The 19,174-nt window shown below is 71.9% G+C and carries 1 protein-coding gene (only partly in view); it reads right to left on the bottom strand.

The features are described from left to right. Nucleotides 1–49: 49 nt before the first annotated feature. Nucleotides 50–19,174, bottom strand: the 3' portion of a protein-coding gene (locus K8638_RS18770) for an Ig-like domain-containing protein (RefSeq protein WP_223755925.1). The gene runs 12,906 nt beyond the window's last position; 19,125 of the gene's 32,031 nt are visible here — the last part of the coding sequence; the start codon falls outside the window, past its right edge; the stop codon is at nucleotides 50–52.

Raw genomic sequence — 19,174 nt, 5'->3', positions numbered from 1 at the left:
CGATTATCTGGCAGTCGTCTGGCGGCGGCGGGCACCGGGGACGGACGGCCTACAGCTTGCGGATGTTGAGCGTGAAGGCCCCGGACGCGCCGCCGTATCCATCCACCACGATCATGATGGGCTGGCGCTCCTCCAAGGGCAGGGCGAGCACGGACGTGCCGCTCATCCCTCCATCATTGTCGCACCACTGCGCGTACGAACCACAGCTCTGCGGGTAGATGGCCAGGACGGTGTTGAACGAGGAGCCCATGGTGTCGATCAGGTAGTAGCCCTCGGAGGGGGCGACCCAGAAGAACACCTGCTCCGGCGACGCATCCGTGGACGACTGGAAGCAGTTGCTGTGCGAGATCTGGCTCGCTCCGGACGTCGTGCCCTGCCACTGGAGAGGCAGGGCCCCGCTGAGCACCGTCGCCGGCACCGTGCGGCACGTCGTGTCCTCGCTCCCCGCACTGGCCGAGGCGCACCCCGGGTCATTGGGGTAGTCCACCAGTTCGTCCTGGTAACCCGCGGGTTCGTTGTCCAGTCCATCGCTGCAGACCGGAAGCACGTCCGGATCCAGCTCGTCGTCATCCAGGGCCGACTCGCAGCCCGGCTCGTCGGGGAAGTCCACGGCCCCATCGCCATCGTCGTCCGCCCCATTGCTGCAGGCCGTGGCCGGATCGATGGTGAGTGTGAACGCACCCGGTTGCTCGGTCTCGACAATCAGGACGATGCGCTGCCCCTGCTCGAGCCGGATCCAGTTGTCGGAGTTCCCAGACTCGCAGACCGCCACCGAGCTCCCTCTGCACGAATCCCTCCGGATGGACAGGCTCGCGCCGGATTGGGTGCCCTCCGCCCGGATCCGATAGGCGCCCTTCTGGGGTGCGATGAAGTCGTACGTCCGCGCCGGATACTCACTGCCCGTCTCGCCACCGCCACACCTGCTCATCACGCTCTCCGCGAGGGTGGTGGTGCCCTCGACCACCACGGGCATCGCGGGCATGGGGCTCGTGTCGAGCAGGGTGCCGCAGTTGACCTCATCTCCGTCAACCGCGCTCATGCACGCCAGGTCCTGGGGATAGTCAATCAGCCCATCCGTGGCTCCAGCGGGCTCACTGTCCTGGCCGTCGCCGCACACAGGGAGCGGCAGCGGATCCGTCTCGTCATCATCGGTCGGGTCCTCGCAGCCTGGATCCGTCGGATAGCCAGGCTTGCCGTCACCATCACTGTCCGCGGAGTCCTCGCAACGCGAGAGGCGGCACCGGGACTCGACCGCGGAGGTACCGCCGTCCGCCAGGAGCGCTGGCAGACACGTGGAGCCGACCTCACACCGGAACCAGGGCTGCTGGGGATCGCACGTGGTGCCCTCGAACAGTTCCCCGAAGATCTGGAGGTTGGCGGTGCCCACCCCCTCCGCGACCACATACAGGGTGGTGCCCGGCTCCTCGACGTAGGTGGAGACGCCGACGTCACCCTCCGTCCCGGCATCCGACTCGTCGGGCACGTTGCAGGTGACGGTGCGGCTGTCACGCATGCAGGCCTCCCGCAGGGAGAGCGCCGTGAAATGGTCCTCGCCGTAGGCAGCCAGGTAGCCACTCCCAGGCATTCGCACGCCCACGATCCGATCCACGGCGCCACCGCCCGCGCACTCCACCTGCTGGTCGTCCGAGGCCGTGGTGAAGTCAAGCGGGATGGAGGTGCCGTAGGTGCCGGGAACCCCCGCGTCCACCGAGTCGATCGGGGCCGCGCAGGTCTCACCCGTCCCGCCCTCCTCGGTGTTGCCGGCCGCGCTTCCGCAGCCCGGGTCCTCGGGCCAGTCCTTCCGCCCGTCCTTGTCGTTGTCGATACCATCCGAGCAGAGCGGATCCTCGGTGGGGTTCACCTCGCTGTCGCCCGAGGGCGACTCACACCCCGGGTCCTCCGGGTAGTCCACCCGCTCGTCGCCATCGTTGTCCTGGTCGTCGTCACACTGCTCCGTCTTGCAGCGGTACTCGGACGACCCCTCCGCGACCGGGAGGCACGCTCCGCGGCCGCACGTGAACTGCGTCGAGTCCGGCTCGCACAGGGCCCCCGTCCCCAGGACGGCGGAGGCGAGCACGACCTTGCGCAGCGTGGAGTAGTGGTAGTTCCCATCGATGAGGACCCGGGCGTCCTTCGAGAGCGGGCCAGTCGTCATCGTGGACGTGTAGCTGGAGTTGTATCCGGAATACGAGCACGTGGTCGTGCCGCTGACCGGGGTGCACGCCGGTGAGCCGGTCATGTCCTGCACGATGACGCGCGGCAGGTTGGCTCCGTCCACCCCCGTCAACGTGATGCTCTCGACAGGCCCGTCGAACGGCAGCGTGTGCCACGAACCGTTCGGGAAGTTGTAACCGCCGCAGTACGACGACGTATAGGCCGTCGAGAAGGTCACGATCCCCGGCTGGAAGGGGACACCCTTCGGCATGGGCACCGGCGTGGCGCAGGACGCGCCGGACCCCGCCGGCATCACCTGGAGCGAGACGGGCGCCGCGCTGGCAAGGAGCCCCGGGTAGTCCGTCGCCGCGGCGGTGAGCGTCACCACCCCCGCATCCGTCGGAGTGAACGACCGATCCACGTTCAGCGGCGTGCTCAGGGAGGCCGAACCGCCCGTGTAGCGGCTGCCCACCAGGGCTCCGTTCGCGTAGAGCTCCACCCAGCTCAGCCGCTGCTCGTCGAGCACACTGGCACGCAGCGTGACGGGTGTGCCCGCCACGGCGTAGTCGGTGAGCGCCGCCACGGACACCTGCGGCGCCTGGTTCGGCAGCACCGTGTAGCTCGAGGTGGCCGTGGTGCTCTTTCCGGAGCTGTCCGTCGCGGTGGCGGAGAGCGTGAAGCTCCCTTCCGCGAGCATGTAGGACGAGATCTGGGCAGAGCAGCTGGACCAGGAGCAGCTATTGCTGGCCTGTACGGTGCCTCCATCCGGCAGGGACGCGCTCGTCGTCACCGTGGCCATCCGGACGTCATCCGAGGCACTGCCCTGGAGCGTGACCGGGTACCCCGCGGCCAGCGCCTGGTTCGCCGTCCACGACGAGACCGAGACGGACACCGTGGGCGGCTGATCCGCCAGCAACTGAACCCGGAGGTATCGCCGCGTCTCGTGGCCTACCTCGTCGGTCACGATGGCCAGCACCGCCATCTCGCTCTGCCCATTCAGCCGCTCGTCCGTGAGGACCGGGTAACTGAAGTACGTCCCGAGGCTCGTGTCCGGCTCCTGGAGGATGAGCACCGGCGCCCCACCACCGTCCACCTGCCCGGTCTCCGCATTCCAGACGCCTCCGTAGACGGCCCAGACGCTCACGCTCTTCAGGTCCTCGTCCGTGTCCGCCGCACCAAGGCTGATGTAGCCCTGGGTGCTTTCGATGACCGGCGTATCCGCCTCGAAGTAGCTGATGGTGGGCACCGCCACGGGAGACTGGAGGACGTAAGCCACCTCGCCCGTGTCCAGCTTCTGGCCAAGCGTGTCCTCGACCACCACCCGCAGCCGCACGGTCTCCCCTGCCCGGCTGGCCGGGAACTCCAGCGTGTGCTGGAGGCCATTCCAGTATCCGATCGACGCGTTGAAGTTCGAGGCCACCACCACCCCATCCACGTACAGCCGCATGATCGACGCGCCGTCGTCGTAGGCGGAGAGGGTCAGCGTGTTCTTGCCTGGCGACGTGCGCAGTACCGTCGGCATCCCCTGCAGGTCTCTCGGCGTCTGCGGCGTCGAGTACAGGTAGACGTAGCGCGAGAACCGCGCCGTCTGGCCCGCGGCATCCACCACATCGACGTACAGATAGGTCGAGTTGGGGATGGTCGTGGGCATCCGGAGCAGCGCCTCGTAGTAGCCCGGCGAGCCCGGCTTCGGAGACAGCACGCCCAGGAAGGTGTCGCCCAGGCTGGCCGTCACCGTGTACGGCGCGCTCCCTCCACTGACGTATGCCTCGACGCTGATGGGTTGGCCCACGGTGTAGGTCATGGACCAGCTCGGAACGGAGATGCTGCCCGACACCGCGGGCGGCGACTGCCGTGCGATGACCCGCACGCTCCGGGCCGTGGACAGGGCCTCCACCCCGCCAGCACCTCGCGCCCGGACCTGCAGCGCGAACTGCATACCGGGGCTGGCCATCGGCGGAACGCGCCACTGGGCCTGTGCGTACTCGGGCTCGAGCCGCGACACGGGCTTGCCGTCCACCAGAAGCTCGGCGTCGTCCACCCTCAGGCCGGACACGAGCGCCTCGATGGAGACCAGCGCTCCGGGCTGCACCTCCAGCTCCGAGGCCGGCAGCAGCAGGTGCGCGGACGGAGCCACCGGCTCGCCGGGCGCGGGGAACACCTTCACGCCCTCGTAGCCCTGCGCCACCACCACGTGCTGCCCCGCGATCACCGCGTCCCGCGCATCCGGCGCGCTCAGCCGCGACCGCCGGACCGGGGCGTCCTGCGTCAGGTCCCACAGCTCCACGCCCGCGCTGGTGGTGACCAGCGCCAGCCGGCCCTCCAGGCGGAGGCGGCGCACGGGGCTCTCCGTCGCCGCCGTCCCGCGCGGCACGGGCACTGCCGCGCTGCCCAGGGCGTACACGCGGAAGCCGGCGTCGTTGCCCACCACGGCGAGCTCGCCATCCATCGCCACGGAGGACGCGGCGGCGTCCGTCACACTGGCGCTCCGGATCAGATCGCCCGCGCGGTCGAGCTCGACCACGGAGAAGCCCTCGTCACCCAGCGCCACCAGTGCGCGGCGCTCGTCTCCGGCCACGTCCACCGCCGGCCCCTGCATGTCGAGCCGCTTCATGCCCTGGACGTCCGGCAGCGTCACCGTCGAGACGACCCCCGCCCCCACGGACCACAGCCGGCCCGGCAGGACGTGGAAGCGCTGCACGACGCCGAGGTTCCCGAGACGCCCGACGCGGTCCGTGGAGCCGTTGTCGTACGTGTTGGAGTAGGCGTTCATCGTCCGCAGCGACAGGGTCGTCCCGTTGAGCGTGTAGACGTCACGCTGGATGCGCTCCACCTGCCGCAACTGCGTGCCCGTGGCGACCACCTGTGCCAGGGCGGGAGCCGAAGGCGTACCCAGATCCACCAGGGCCACGCCCTCCCGGCCCGCGGCCATCAGCACACCCCTCCGGGACGGCGACAGCGCCACGGCGGCATCCTGGCTCGTCGGGTACCGGCCCAGGGCCAGCGGCGCCTCGCCAGCGCCGGCCACGGGCAGCGTCCTCAAGACCAGGCCGTCCTCGGTGGTGGCCACCAGCAGGCCACCAGAAAGGGTGAGCGCGCTGACCGCGAGCGGCTCCTGGCCCACGAGGCGCAGGGCGAACGGCTCACGCACGTCCACGACCCGCAGCATGCCGTCGTCGCAGGCGACGTAGGCCATCCCCCCGGCCACCGCCACCGCGCGCACCCCCGTCCCGAGCGCCAGCGAGCCCTGTCGGTACAGGGTCGCGGCGCCAAGGCTGAACAGATCCAGTCCCTGCGACGTACCGGCCACCAGCGTCGTCCCCGACACGTCCAGGGTGCGAATCGTATTGCTGGCGTTCCCGGAGAACGCGCTCCCCACGGACCCGGACGGGAGCACCGGTACCACGTAGAGCGTGCTGCTCTGGGCGACGAACACCTGGCTCCCGCTGGCCGCCATGACGGCGGGAGCGCTCATGTAATAGGAGTACCAGAGGTAGCTCAGCGCCGGGGACGCGGGGTCGGTCAGGTTCACCTCGTAGAGCGAGGTGCCACTCGTCACGAAGGCGCGGCCCGCCGCCTTGAGGGCCGTGACGCTGTCCTGCACGCGGCCCACCACACGGGGCTGCTCGGGCTGAGACACGTCCACCACCGCCACGATGCCCCCCTCCAGGGAGACGAGCACGTGGCGGCCCACGAAGGCCACGTCCTTGGGTGGCTTTTCGAACGCCACCGTCGCCAGCGTCGTGACGGAAGGTGACGCGCCACGCACCAGCCGGCCCACCGACACGCCCGTGGGCGTCGTGGCCGCGACCAGGTCTCCCAGCAGCGCCACGTTGCCGGCACGCGCGAAGGCGCCACCGAAGACACCTCCGCCCTCGGGCATGGCCGCAGCCAGCACCTGCCGCTGCTCCGCCTTCTCCGTCAGCAGGCCCTTGACGTCCCGGGCCCACGCCTCAACCCGGAGCACGGTGCCCGCGGGCGTGCCGGAAGGCACCACATAGCGGAGGGACGCTCCGCCCGTGGCAACCAGCGTGTCGCCCAGCTTCACACGCAGCCCCAGCCCATCCAGCGCCAGCGCGCCGTCGTTGGCGGCCATCGTCGCCGTCACCGTCGAGCCCGCCGTGATGAGCGTGCCCGGCGGCTCCACGACGAACGAACTGATCACCGGCGCCGTGTTGTCCGCCGCCACCGCCACCTGCGTGCTGGCGGACGTCACGCGCCCATCCCCGTCGGTGAGCTCCGCGCGGACCTGCACCTGCTGGCTGACCACGCCCTCCGGCAGGGCCGGCATGAGCAGCGTGGCCGTGCGGTTCGGCGAGAGGACGACCTGCTGCTCCTGGAGCGACTGCGCGTCGAGGCCCACGGAGAAGCGCAGCGTGTACTCCGCCGGCACCCCGCCATTGAACACCGCCTGCACCGTGGCGATACCGCCCTCGGTCACCTGCGCGCCGCTGTGCGACAGCGAGAAGGTCGCGCCCGCGGGAGTTGAATTCCGCAGGATGCGGATCGGCCTCGTCGACGTGGTGCTGACCTCAGCCGTCTCGTAGGCCACCGCCTCGATTGTCACATCGAGCCCCGCCTCCGGCAGGCTGGCGCCCAGCAGGGGCACCGCCAGCGTCGCGGTGAGCGCCGGCGCGTTGACCGTGACGCTGTCCAGCGCCGTGACCCCATCCGCGTCACGCAGCGTCACCGTGACCCACTTCACCCGGGCCGGATCCACCGGCTCGGGGATGACACGGAACCGCGTCCCCTCGAGCACCGTCGCGGGAGCGTGGACGTCCGCGAGCATCGGGCCGGAGCCCGCGGCCGACAGGGACACCGTGGCCGCGGAGCTGACGGCATTGCCGGCGTGATCGCGCACGCGCAGCTCCACGGCGGCGGACGTGCCGGAGGTGGGCAGATCCACCGAGGCCGGCAGGCGGCCGTCGAGCACCTCGACGGTGCGCCCGTTGACCTTCAGCTCCGCGGTGTACGCATTGAAGGTGTCGGCTTCGTCCTGGAGCTCCGGCGCGAGCGCGAGGCGGGCACCCGCCACGCCCGCATCCGGTGCGCCGAGCGATACCTCGGGCGCGGCCGTGCCACGGCCCAGCGCCAGGCGAGCCACCGCGCTGGAGCCGGCCGCGAAGATGTCCCCGCCAGCGGCCCCCGCGGCACCCTTCAGGGCCGGGAACTCGCCCACGCCGGACGGATAGGTGCTGCCCTCCACGGGCGTGGACTTCGCGTCGTGAATCCGCACGCCCTGCGCCGTGCCCACGACCAGCCACGGGCCGAAGGCCGAGGCCGACACCGCGGGCGAGTCCAGGCTGGCGTCGAGGCCGCCCAGCCGCACGAGGCTGCTCCCCGTGTCCTGGAAGCAGCGGATGGCGCTGGCGCCCAGCACACAGGCGCGATCCTCGCCCACCGCCGCGACGTGGGTGGCGGCGCCTGCCTCCACCGACGCCTTCACCTCCGGCGCATGCGGGATGGAGAGGTCCAGCGCCTGGAGGTTGACACTCCCCAGCACCAGCGCTCTCGGCCCGTTGGCCGCGAGGGCCTTCACCGGCTCACCCGGCAGGCGGGCCGCCAGCTCACCGGAGGCGTTGCGAACCTCCACGCCCTCGTCGGTGCCCACCAGCAGCAGCGCGCCACGCACCGCGGCGAGGGCCGTGGGCGGCCGCCGCAGCGGGAGCGTGGTCGACGCCAGGTCCGGCAGCGACAGCAGCTCCACGGCCCCGGCGCCGGCACGGCGCACGGCCACCGCGAGCCGGTCCTCAACGAACGCCAGGCCCACCGCGCGGCCCACCAGCGTCCGCGTTCCCATCACGTCCAGCGTCGTGCGCGAGCGCAGCTCGACGATGCTCCGGCCGGCCGCGTCATCGCGCAGCACCGCCCAGGCATCCCCCCGCACCGCCACGCCTGCCACGGCGCTCGAGGGCTCGGCCCTCACCGTCGCCGGGCCACGGGTGAAGACGGCCAGCGTCCCCGCCTTCGTGCTCACCAGGCGCTGAGCTCCGGTCTCCAGGGCCTCCACCGAGGCGAGCACGGGCGCGCCCTCCTCGCCGAGCGGCAGCTCGAAGGCGTTTCCGCCCACCGGGGGCACGGAGGCATCCGCCACCTGCAGCGACGCCAGGGGTGTCACGCCGCCATCGACATTGTCCACGCGGAGCGTGGAGCCGCCCAGCCAGCGCGGCCCCTCCGCGCGCGTGACGACCTGCACCAAGGGCGCGGGCACGGAGCTGCTGTCCAGCACGGACAGATGCAGCACCGCGGGCTCGCTCTCCTGACCATCCTTGTCGGTGGCCACCGCGGCCACCCTCACGAGGCGGGACTTGTTGTCGACCAGCACCGGCGCGCGGAAGGTGTAGCGCCACGGCGCCTGGGTGAGAGTGACCACCTGCGAGTCGAACTCGAGGCGGACCGAGGCCACGCCCGCGGGCGCGATCACGTCCGCGGATACCCGCACGTCCGCCTTCTCGGAGAAGGAGGAGGTGGGTTCGCGGAGGCTCACGTACGGCCGGGAGGCCCCGGTGACCGGCTTGAGCACCGTAATGGTGATGGTCTTCGCTTCCTCGTTGCCGCGAGCATCCCGCGCGAGCACGCGCAGCTTCATCGGCGTGTCCTGGGACACGGCGGGCGCCACCCAGCGCACCGGCTCCGGCGTGCCTTCGAACGTCTTGAACACCTCGGGCGTGGCCGTGCCAAGGGCCTGCGTGAAGGACGTGTGAGTAATCGTGTTCGTGTCGGACACCGACACGCGCAGGTCCAGCGTCGAGCCGGAGGGCACCTTCGCCCCGTCGGAAGGCAGCTGCCAGGCCACCGCCGGCTTCGTGGTGTCAGGGACCACCGTCACCTGGAGCAGCGCCGGAGGCGAGGTCTGACCACGCGAGTCGATGGCCACGGCCACGAAGTCGCGGGCCTGGGGCGCGCCGTTGACCTGCTCCATCCGGAGGCGGTCCGTCAGCGTCGCGCTCGTCGAGGTGAGCCCGGTGACGCGCTTCAGCGGCGCGCCATTCATGCTCAGCTCGATGGAGCTCAACTTCTCCGGGTCCGTGGCGGCCACCGCCAGGTCGAGCATCGAGCCCTCCTCGCGGGTAATGGCCGAGCCGCCGTCCGGCTGCGTGAAGGACACGCTCGGCGCCCGGTCATCGGTCAGGGTGACCGTGGCCGTGAGCGAGGCCGTGTTGCCGCTGTAGTCGCTCACCTGCGCCACCAGCGTGGACGCCTTGTTCACCGCCGACGCCGGCCAGGTGTAGCGGAAGCTCTTCCCGTCCGTGGACGAGAGCGCGACGTTGTCGATGGACAGCTTCGCGGAGTGCGTGCCGCCGCCGTTGTCCGTCCCGGTCACCACGAAGGTGTACTCCGTCCCGGTCGCCAGCACGGCGTTGTTCACCGGCTCGGTGCGGTTCGCCATGGCGAGGCTCACCTGCGGCAGCACGTCGTCCACGGTGGTGAACGTGTGCGTCAGCACACCCGTCTCGTTCCCCGCCACGTCAGGCACCTTCGACAGGCGGAGCACGTAGCTCTGCAGCGAGCCGAGGTCCGCCGCGCCCGCGGGCCGTGTGAAGGTCAGCGTCGGGCCACTGACGCTCACGGTTCCCGCCAGGGCGGTGCCGTCCGGGCCGCTGAGCTGGACCTGCGCACGGGCCGCGGTGTCGGGGTGCAGCGGCTCGTCGAACGTCGCGGTGAAGACCTTCTGGCTGCGCGCCACCGGATTCGCGGGCGCGTACGCCGGCTTCTCCGTCGGCGCGCGCAGGTCGCCGCGGTAGAGCACCTCCGCGAGCGTCAGGCTCATCCCGGGCTGGGTCAGCTGCACCGGCACGAAGCCCGTGCCCCCCGCGGGAACGAGTGCATCCACTCGCGTCGGCTGGAAGTCCTTCGTCTGCGCCAGCGTGGTGCCGAAGCGCACCTGCAGACTGCGGGTGAAGCCCGTGCCCACCAGGCGCACCCAGCCACCCGCGGAGTCCACCTTGTTCGGGACGACTTCGCTGACCGTGAAGGGCGCGGTGTAGACGAAGCCTCCCGGCACTTCCACCTCGCCCGCCGCGCTGACCACGCGCACGCGGACGGGGCCCGAGTACAGAGTCGCCGGCGCGAGCACGCGCAGCTCCGTCGCGGTGGCCGTGTGCGACGTATCGTCCTCCGCCAGCGTCGCGCCGAAGTACACGCGTGTCTCGCCGTCGAAGCCGGTGCCATGCAGCGTCACCGAGGTGCCGCCGGCAGTGGGGCCGTTGTCCGGCGAAATCGAGCTGACCGTCACGGGGGCCGGGCTGGCGCCGCCGCGGAGCTGGAACGTCCAGTCTCCGCGCACGTTGCCGCCGACGAAGGCCGTGGGTCCGAGCTTCACCCGCGCCTGGTAGGCGCGGCCCGCCGTCAGCGCGGCCTCCGGCTGGAGGCGCACCGTCGAGCCGGACTGCGTCACGGACGAAGCCGGGACGACGGTGCTCCCATCCAGCAGCGCGAGGGTGGAGCCCGCCGCCACCGTCAGCGGCAGCTCGCTGGCGAACGACACCGCGACCGGCTCGCCCGGCGCCAGCATGGCGCCCGGCTGTGGCGAGACGCGCGACACCGTCGGGTACGGCAGGGTGTCGTAGAGGCGCGTTGTCCAGGACTGGCCCACCAGCGCGATTCCGTCACCGAGCAGGACACGCGGCTCGGCCTGCGAGCCGGCGTATGCGTGCATGACGAAGGTGCGCTCGACGGGGCCGGAGTCACCCGTGATGTCAACCCATGCCGCGCGCGACGTGCCGGCGGCGAACAGCCACGGCCCGGACAGCGCCACCGCGACCGGCGTCTCCCCCGCCTTCCCGCTGGACGTCCACGAGCCCAGCGGCCGCGGTGCCGACGGAAGCATCGCATCCATCAGGTGGACCGAGGCGCCCGTGGCCACCGCCACGCGGCTGCCATCCACCGCCAGGGCGCGCCCGGCCCCGGACAGCCCGCCCACCGTGCCCAGCAGCAGCAGCTCGCCATCCTCCAGGCTGCGGAACTCGACGCGCGAGCTGCCACCCTCCTCCAGCAACACCGCGAGGGCGCCGCCCGCCACGCCCAGCCCGCGGATGTACGCGGGCGCCACGGAGCGCTGGGCCACCACCGCCAGCCGTGCCTGCGTCTGGCCGCTCTCCGTCAGCTCGCCCAGCAGCGCCAGCTCGCTCGAGCCCGCCACGGCCACCGTCTTGGCCCGCGCATCCGCGGCCACCGACGTCAGCACCGGGCTGCTCACCAGCTGCACGCGGTCCAGCTCCACCGGGCTGCACGGCACGCCCGGTCCGCTGCCGCACGTGCCCAGCTCGTAGCGCACCACCTCGCGCTCACCGAGCAGCACCGCGCGCGTGCCCGCCACCGTCAGGGCCGTGGCGGCCGTCACGCCCGGCACGCGTCCCAGCTCGAGCCTGCTGCCCGAGCTCGACAGGTCCACGGCCACCAGCTCGCCACCCCGCGCCTGCAGCAGCGCGCTGCCCACCAGCGCAATCGCCTCCGCCCCCGTGTCCAGCGTCTCGCGTGGGGCCAGCGTGAAGGTGAAGCCGCCCGGCAGCACGCTCGCCAGCCCGCCCTGCCCGTCCGGCGTCTCCACGCGCAGGTCCACGGGGCCCACCACGCCATCCGGCACCGTCACCGTCAGCGTGCCCGCCACGTCCACCGTGGTGCTGCGCGCCGGCACGCCGGAGAAGGTCACCCGCGAGCCGCTGTACAGGCCCTCGCCGTGGATCTTGATCTGCTCGCGGCTCATCGCCGCCACGGAGGCCGGCTCCACCTTCGTGATGTTCGGGGGCACGAGGTACCGGTACGCCCCCAGCCGCCGGGCGGAGAGCCCGTCCGGGTTGATGATCTCCACCGCCGCGGCCCCGGCCACGCCCTGAGGCGCGGTGACGGTGACGGTGCGGCCCTCGTCGGACACCGCGCAGCTTCCCGCCTCCGTGGCCCCCGCCGGCTGGCCGCCGATGTACACGGAGCAGCCGGACATGAAGCCCTCGCCACGCAGGTACACCGTCTCGCCGCCCTTCGTCAGGCCGAAGGCGGGCACCACCTCCGCGAGCACCGGGCCGGCATCCGTGGCCAGCGACGCCGTCTGGAAGCGGACCTCCGTGTTCGTGCCCAATCCGCCATCCTGCAGGTCGGTCAGGCCGCTGCCCACCTTGAGCACATAGCCCGTCCCCACTGACAGGTCCTGCACCGGATCGAGCACCACGCGAGCGCCGCCCTCGTCGGAGCGGGCCTCCACCAGGGCCTCCACCGTGCCGCCGTCCGCCGTCTCCAGGCGCACCTCGGCCTGCGCCGAGGACGCGCTCGGCAGCTCCGACAGGAGCACCGCCGGGGAGATGCCCACCGGCACCGTCTCACCCTCGGACGGGATGGTGCCGCGCACCTCCACGTGGTCCAGCTGCACCGACGCAATCATCCCGGCGAGCGGCCCTGTGCCGTCCTCGGGGGGCTGGATGGGCAGCTCCACCGCGCGCCCGCCCTTGTCCAGGACGAGCGTACCCGCCAGCAGGTAGCGGCCCATGAGCGCCAGGGTGCTCGTGTCACCGGTGACGATCGCCTGCTCGAGCCACACCGGCGAGCCAAGGAGCGGCACCCTGAAGCGCTGCACCTTGCCTCCGCCCGCCGCCACGTAGGCAATGCCCGCGGCAATCCGCGTCTGCTCCGCGGACACCCGGCCGCTGCCCATCACGTCCTGCAGGTACAGCACGCCGGTAATGGAGGGGCTGGCCGGCGTGGCCAGGTTGACGATGGCCACCTGCGCCTTCGCGCCGAGCGAGACGAACGCACGGGAGCCCTCGGAGGTGATGTGGCGCGCCCGCCCGGCGAGCGGCACCTCTCCCACCTGCGCCAGGTCACCCCGGCGCGCGTTCAGCACGAGGAGCCGGGGCCCGCTGGTGCCGTCGTTCGCGGCAAGCAGGTACCCGTCGTGGAGCGCGAGCGCCGTCACGCCGCCAGGAATGGCTCGGTGGTACGTCTGCCGCGGCTGTGCGTCCTCCGTCGTCCGGTAGGCCCGGATGCCCGTGGAGTCCGCCGCGAAGACCATCTCCCCGCTGGCCACCACGTCCACCACCGTCGCGCCCGCGTTGGACAGCGAGAACTTCAGGGACGGCGCGGAAGGCCGCGTCACGTCCACCACCTTCAGGCCGCCCGTCCCGGCGGCCACGTACAGGGTGTTGCCGGCCCGCGCGAGCCGGTATGCCCCTGCCCCGGTGCTGTCGCTGAAGGTCAGGCGCCCCACCTCCTTGACGGCCGTGGGCTCCGAGGGGTCCGCGACGAGCAGCCCACCCGGCGAGTACGAGCGCGGGCCGCCGCCCGTGACGGCGGCCCCGTTCGGCCCGGTCACCTCCACCTCGCCGCCAATGGCGGCGAAGATGACTCCACGCTCCACCAGCATGTGCCGCAGGGGCGGCGTCTCCAGCCGCGCCACGGCGCCCGCGCCATAGAGGAACGCGCGAACACGCGTGTCCTGCTGCACCTCCGGCGTGCCGCCATCGAAGGTGGCCACCGTCAGCCGCCCGGAGACGTCCACGACACCGGCCGCGTGCGGCGGGGCCACCGCCGTCACGCTCTCGGACGAGCTCACCCGGACGTCGAAGGACTCCGTGTCGCCGAAGAAGACCTGCATGCCGGGCACGAAGCCCGAGCCGGAGAACGCGACCTCCGTGCCCCCCTGCTGCCCGGAGTGGTCCGGCGTGGGTGGGCCGATCTTCAGCGGATCCCTGTAGAGGAAGCCACCGAGCCGGACGGCGGAAGTCCCCGCTGGCTCGTAGGCCACCGAGAGGGCGGCCGGGCCGGCCACCGCCGAAGGCGGCACCTGCACCGTCAGCACCTGCGCGGTCTCGTCGACCACCACGCTCCCGGCGCTGATGGCCTGGCCTCCCACCCGGACCGTCAGCCCGCTGCGGAAGCCCGAGCCCTCGATGCGGATGGGCGTCGTCGCGGTCCGCACGCCGCTGGCGGGAATGACCTTCGTGATGACCGGCTGCGGCTGGTTCGCCTGGCCGATCTTGAACTGGAAGGACGCGTCCGCCGCGAGCAGGCGCGGGCTGGCGCCCACGGACTTCACGCTATTCGCTGGCAGGGTGACTTCGATCTCCTCGCCCGGCTGGAAGCCCTGGCCCTCGTTCGGAGTGAAGACGATGGAGGAGCCACGAACCTGGGTGAAGATGACCTCGCCCGTGCCCGAGACGAGGCGGCCCAGGGGCCGTGGGTGGGTCGTGGAGAAGGCCCGCACCACGATCTCACTCTCCGTGGTGTTCTCGATGAACCCCAGCGAGCCGGGGTCCACCGCCAGGGTGAAGTCCATGCGCACCTGCGCGTCCGGCGGAGCGATGGAGCCCGGCGCCGGGAAGTAGCCCACCGGGAGCAGCTCCGTGGGCGACACCTCCACCACCGTCTGCGTCGAGTCCCTCGTGGCCACCAGCAGGCTGCCGCCGTACCAGGTCAGACCCGAGGCCTCGGCCACCAGCTCGGCGGACTGGAGCCTCACCGGCGCCGCCTCGTTCGCCTCGGACACGTCATAGACGAACAGGCGCTGGCCCACGGTGACGTAGGCTCGCTTCGCGCGGACCGCCACGCGGCTGCGCAGCAGCAGGTCGGTGGACGTGATCGACGCATCGACCGTGACCCCGCCCTTGCGAGCGCCCGTGCGGTCGTAGATGGACAGCCGCAGCCCGTTGCCGCCCGACTCGGTGACACGCGAGGTGAGCACGTAGAAGCGGCCCGGCCCCAGGTCGAGCGCGAGCCCGTCCTCGGGGTACAGCGGGATGTTGCGCACGAACGGCAGGTCCGGCCGCGCCGCGTCGAAGACCTGGATCTTGCCGCTGCCAGAGCTGGGCTCGGTGACGCTCACGTACGCCTCGGTGCCCTCGATGCGCACACCCGCGGCGATGCCGCCCGTGACGGCGCCTCCCACCCGGAAGGGACGCTTCGGGTCGGACACGTCCACCGCGGTGATGCCAGGGCCCGCGGCCAGCAGCGCCAGCCGGCCACCCACGTCCAGGCTCAGCACCGGATTGTCCGTCGCCGTGCCGCCCTCGCGGATGGGCCGCTCCTCGATCTTCACGTCGAGGATGTCGAGCCCCGTCGAGCCAGTCGGGCCACTCACGCCCACGTACAGCGTGTCGCCCACCAGCTTCATCTCGGACGCCTGCTTCGGCGGGAAGCCCGGCAGGTCGAGGTTCGCGCCGAACGGCATGTCGTACGCGAACAGGCCCACCTTCGTTTCCACCGGCGGAGTGCCGGGAATGACCAGCTCCACGTCCGCCAGGCCCGCCTGGTCGGAGGCCGGTGCGATGAAGCGCACGGTGCGCAGGTCGATGACGTCGACGTCGTCCGCGTCGATGTCGCCAATCTTCACCGTCATGCCCGGCCGGAGCGCGTCGCGATCCAGCGTCAGGGTGACGGGCGTGCCACCGGCCACGGGGCCATGGTCCGGAGACAGCGTCGCGTTGGCCTTGCCCAGGTCCTCGACGTAGAAGAAGGCCGACGCCAGCTCCGAAGAGGGGCCACCCGGATGGGTCACCTTCACGTCCACGGGGCCCGACTGGTCGGCCGCGGGAGCCGTCAGGGTCAGCACCGTGCCGCCCTCCGTGGCTGCGCAGCCACTGCCAGCCACGCCGCAGTTCACCACCTTGGCGCCAATCTGGACCTGCTCGCTGCCAGTGAAGCCCGAGCCCTCGAGGGTGATGGGCCCGCCGCTCTCGCGCGAGACGGTCTGCGGCTTCACCGCCACCAGCGACGGCATCCGGCTGCCCGCCTTGCCCGTGGTGAAGCCCGCGCTGAACGGCAGCAGCAGCCGTCCGCCGCGCTCGTCCGTCACGCCCGTCGTCAGCCGCAGCTCATAGGCCGTCTCCGGCGCCAGCGTGCCCTGCACGGTGGCCTTCACCGTGTAGATGCGCTTCGTGTGGTCGGTGCCCACCGTCAGCGACAGGCCCACCTTCTCGCCGTCGGCCCCGCGCGCCGGATTCCCGTCCGCGCCGAGGAAGTGGACGGTGCCCGTATTCACGCTGTCCGCGTTGATGGGCCGGTTGAGGCGCACCACGAACTCGGGGTTCTCCGGCGGAATGAGGGACTCTCGCTCGGGCGTCACGGCGGTGACGAACGAGAACGGCACCTCGAGCTCCGTCAGCTTCGTGCGGCTGGCGACCAGCAGGCGGTCGCCCGCCGCCAGCGAGTCCATGGCCACCTCGGTGTTGCCGCCGCTCACCAGGCGCGGCTGGCGCGGGTTCGCCACGTCCACCAGCACCACGCCGCCCTCGTTGGCGGACACGAAGAGCATGTCACCCATCAGCCGGAGCCGCTGCGGCTGGCCCGGCGTGTTGGACAGGCTCTCGTCGAACCGGATGCGCAGCTCTTCCAGCTCATGCGCGTTGGCGGGGACGCTCACGTCGATGAAGAGCAGGCCCAGCTCGGCGGCCGCGACGATGGCCGTGTCCCGCACCACCACCACGTCCGTGATGTTGGCGTCATACGACAGGCGCTTCACGCGCGTGGCGCCCGGGCGTGCCGAGTCGTAGATGTCCAGGCTGCCGGACACCTTCTGGCCCTTGCTGGCGTGGTATGTCGTGCGCTGCCCGCCACGCGCGCCTCCGCCCAGCGAGTAGTCGGGAGGCGGGGGCAGCGTGCCGGTATCGTTGGGGCAGTAGTGCACGCCCTCGTGGGCGCCGTTGGCCACGTAGAGGCGGCCCCCGTGCACGGTCATTCCATAGGGCTCGCCGTCCGTGGCGACGGTGCCCACGAGCAGCGGGTCCTGCGGATAGCGGGTATCCACCAGGCGCAGCACGCCACCGGCCCCGGCCGCCGGCTCGACGGACGTGCACGGAGGCGCGTCCGGCGGCGGGTTCGGCACCATGTTGTTGAACGCGGCCCAGCTTCCAATCGGCGTCGGCAGCAGACGGGTGGCGAACTCCGGCTCGCCCCAGTCACCGAACTTCGCCCGGCCCAGCTCGTTCATGGCCCGGTTGTTCGAGGTGACCACGGCCACGCCCGCGGCGCCGTTGGCGATGAGCACCTGTCCGGTGCGCGTCGCCACGTCCAGCGAGTCCGGCATGAGGTTCATGTCCGGCCACGGCGTCTCGGGAGGCAGGTAGCCATAGAGGATGGCGTGGAGCAGGTCGACCTTCGCCATGGGCGGATCGACGCTCGTCGTGGTCGAGGCCACCGGCTTGCCGGGCATGCCCACGTCGAAGCTGGCCAGCATCTGCGAGTCGTTGAACGTGCCGCTCGTGTAGGTGCCGGTGTAACCCTCGGGGGTGATGTTGCCGTTGATGGCCGCGCCCGCGGACGCGTACACGAACAGCGGGTCGGCCTGATCCACGGCCAGCGCCTTCGGATAGACCTTCACCGCCTCCGCCTCACCCGCGTTGCTCGGGCCGGGCCGGGGCGTGTCCAGCGGCAGACTGCGCTCCAGGCCGTAGCCCACCACCTTCGCCAGCTGGCCTTCCTCGAGCAGGTCGGCGCTGGCGCCCTCCCCCTTGCTGTCGGGGAGCACCGAGCGCACGGTGACCTGTGCGTAGCCGTCCGCGCCGAACGAGCCCGGGGGCGCCGTCACCGACAGCTCCCCGGTGGACACCACGCTCACGGACGGGGCTTCCATGGAGCCCACGAACACCCGCGGCGCCCCCAGGGCCCCGTAGGCCCAGGACGGCAGGAAGCCGTCACCGGAGATCTTCATCTTGCTGCCGCCGCGCGGGTTGAGGAAGCGCGGGGTCGCGGTGCTCACGAAGAGCGGCGGCTTGTACAGGAAGCCGCCCGGCCGCCGATCCGACAGGCCGGAGCCCGACACGCGCTGGCCGTTGACGTCGTACACGGCATTGATGACCACCACGTCCGCCAGGCCCGGCAAGCCCGGGGGCACGATGACCTCCAGCCGCGTGGGGTCGTGCACCGCGGCGGGCAGCACGATGGCCGGCGCCCCGCCAATGAAGACCGTCGCCTCGGCATCGAAGCCGTCGCCGAGGAGCTGCACGATGGAGCCGCCCGCCGTGGGCCCCACGCGAGGCACCACCTGGGCGATCTCCGGACGCGAGCCGTCCGCGTGGGCCGCCTGGAAGTCCACCGCGAAGGGGGCCAGCAGGTGCTTGGCGTCCGGCGTGAGCAGGTCCGTGGACACCGACAGGCGCAGGCTCGCGCTCGCGGGCAGGGGCTGCTCCGGCCGGAAGCGGATGAGGGCCGTGCTGACGGGCTCCGTCGCGGTGCCCGCTTCCAGGTCCGCCAGCGGCTCGGCCGTGGCAACCCACTCCGTCCCATCCACCGTGAGCGACACCGCCTCGCGGGCGCTCTCCGGGGTGATGGTCGTGGAGAAGGTGAACAGCAGCGAGGACAGGTCCAGGGGCACCACGTCGCCGGGCTTCACGCTCGCCGACACCAGCGTCAGCTCGGCCGCCGGGCCGAACTCCAGTGCCCAGCCGGCGCCGCCGCGGTTGCGCGCGGTGACCACCCGGCCCCCCGCCACCGCCACCCGCAGCGCGGAGCCACCGCTGGCCCCCGCCACGTGGTGGAGCAGCTTCGGCGTCATCAGGTTGCTCAGGTCCACCACCGCCACACCGGCCTCGCCCACCGCCACGTAGGCGATGTTGCCCACCAGCCGCACGTCCGAGGCAAAGCCCTTGAGCACGTCCGTCCCCAGCGAGGCGCCCCGCTTCGGGCTCGCCGGGTCGGACACGTCCACGAGCACCAGGCCCTCGGTGCCGGCGGCCACCACCGCCCACGAGTCCCTGCGCAGCCGCACGCGCTGCACGTCCAGGGTGAGGTAGCCCAGGTGCGACGGCTGCTGCTCCACCCGCACCGTGTGCAGCCGGCCCAGGGTGAACCGGTGCCCGGGGTTCCACTGGCCCGTGCCCACCACCGCCAGCCCGTCCTCCACCGCCAGGGCGCTGACCTCCTTGGCCCCGCCCTTGGCCCCCATGGGAGACTCGAGCGTGTGCAGGTGGAACGGCGTGTGGGAGATGTCGAAGCTGCGCAGGCCGGCGGCGCCCGCGGCCGTCAGCAGCCGTTCGCCCCGCGCATCCAGCCCGAAGGCCGCGCCCGGACCGGTGGCCGTGGACGACACGCTCCTGGG

The sequence above is a fragment of the Myxococcus sp. RHSTA-1-4 genome (assembly GCF_020037125.1).
Classification (GTDB): domain Bacteria; phylum Myxococcota; class Myxococcia; order Myxococcales; family Myxococcaceae; genus Myxococcus.
This window is presented reverse-complemented; position numbering and strand designations above follow the sequence as displayed.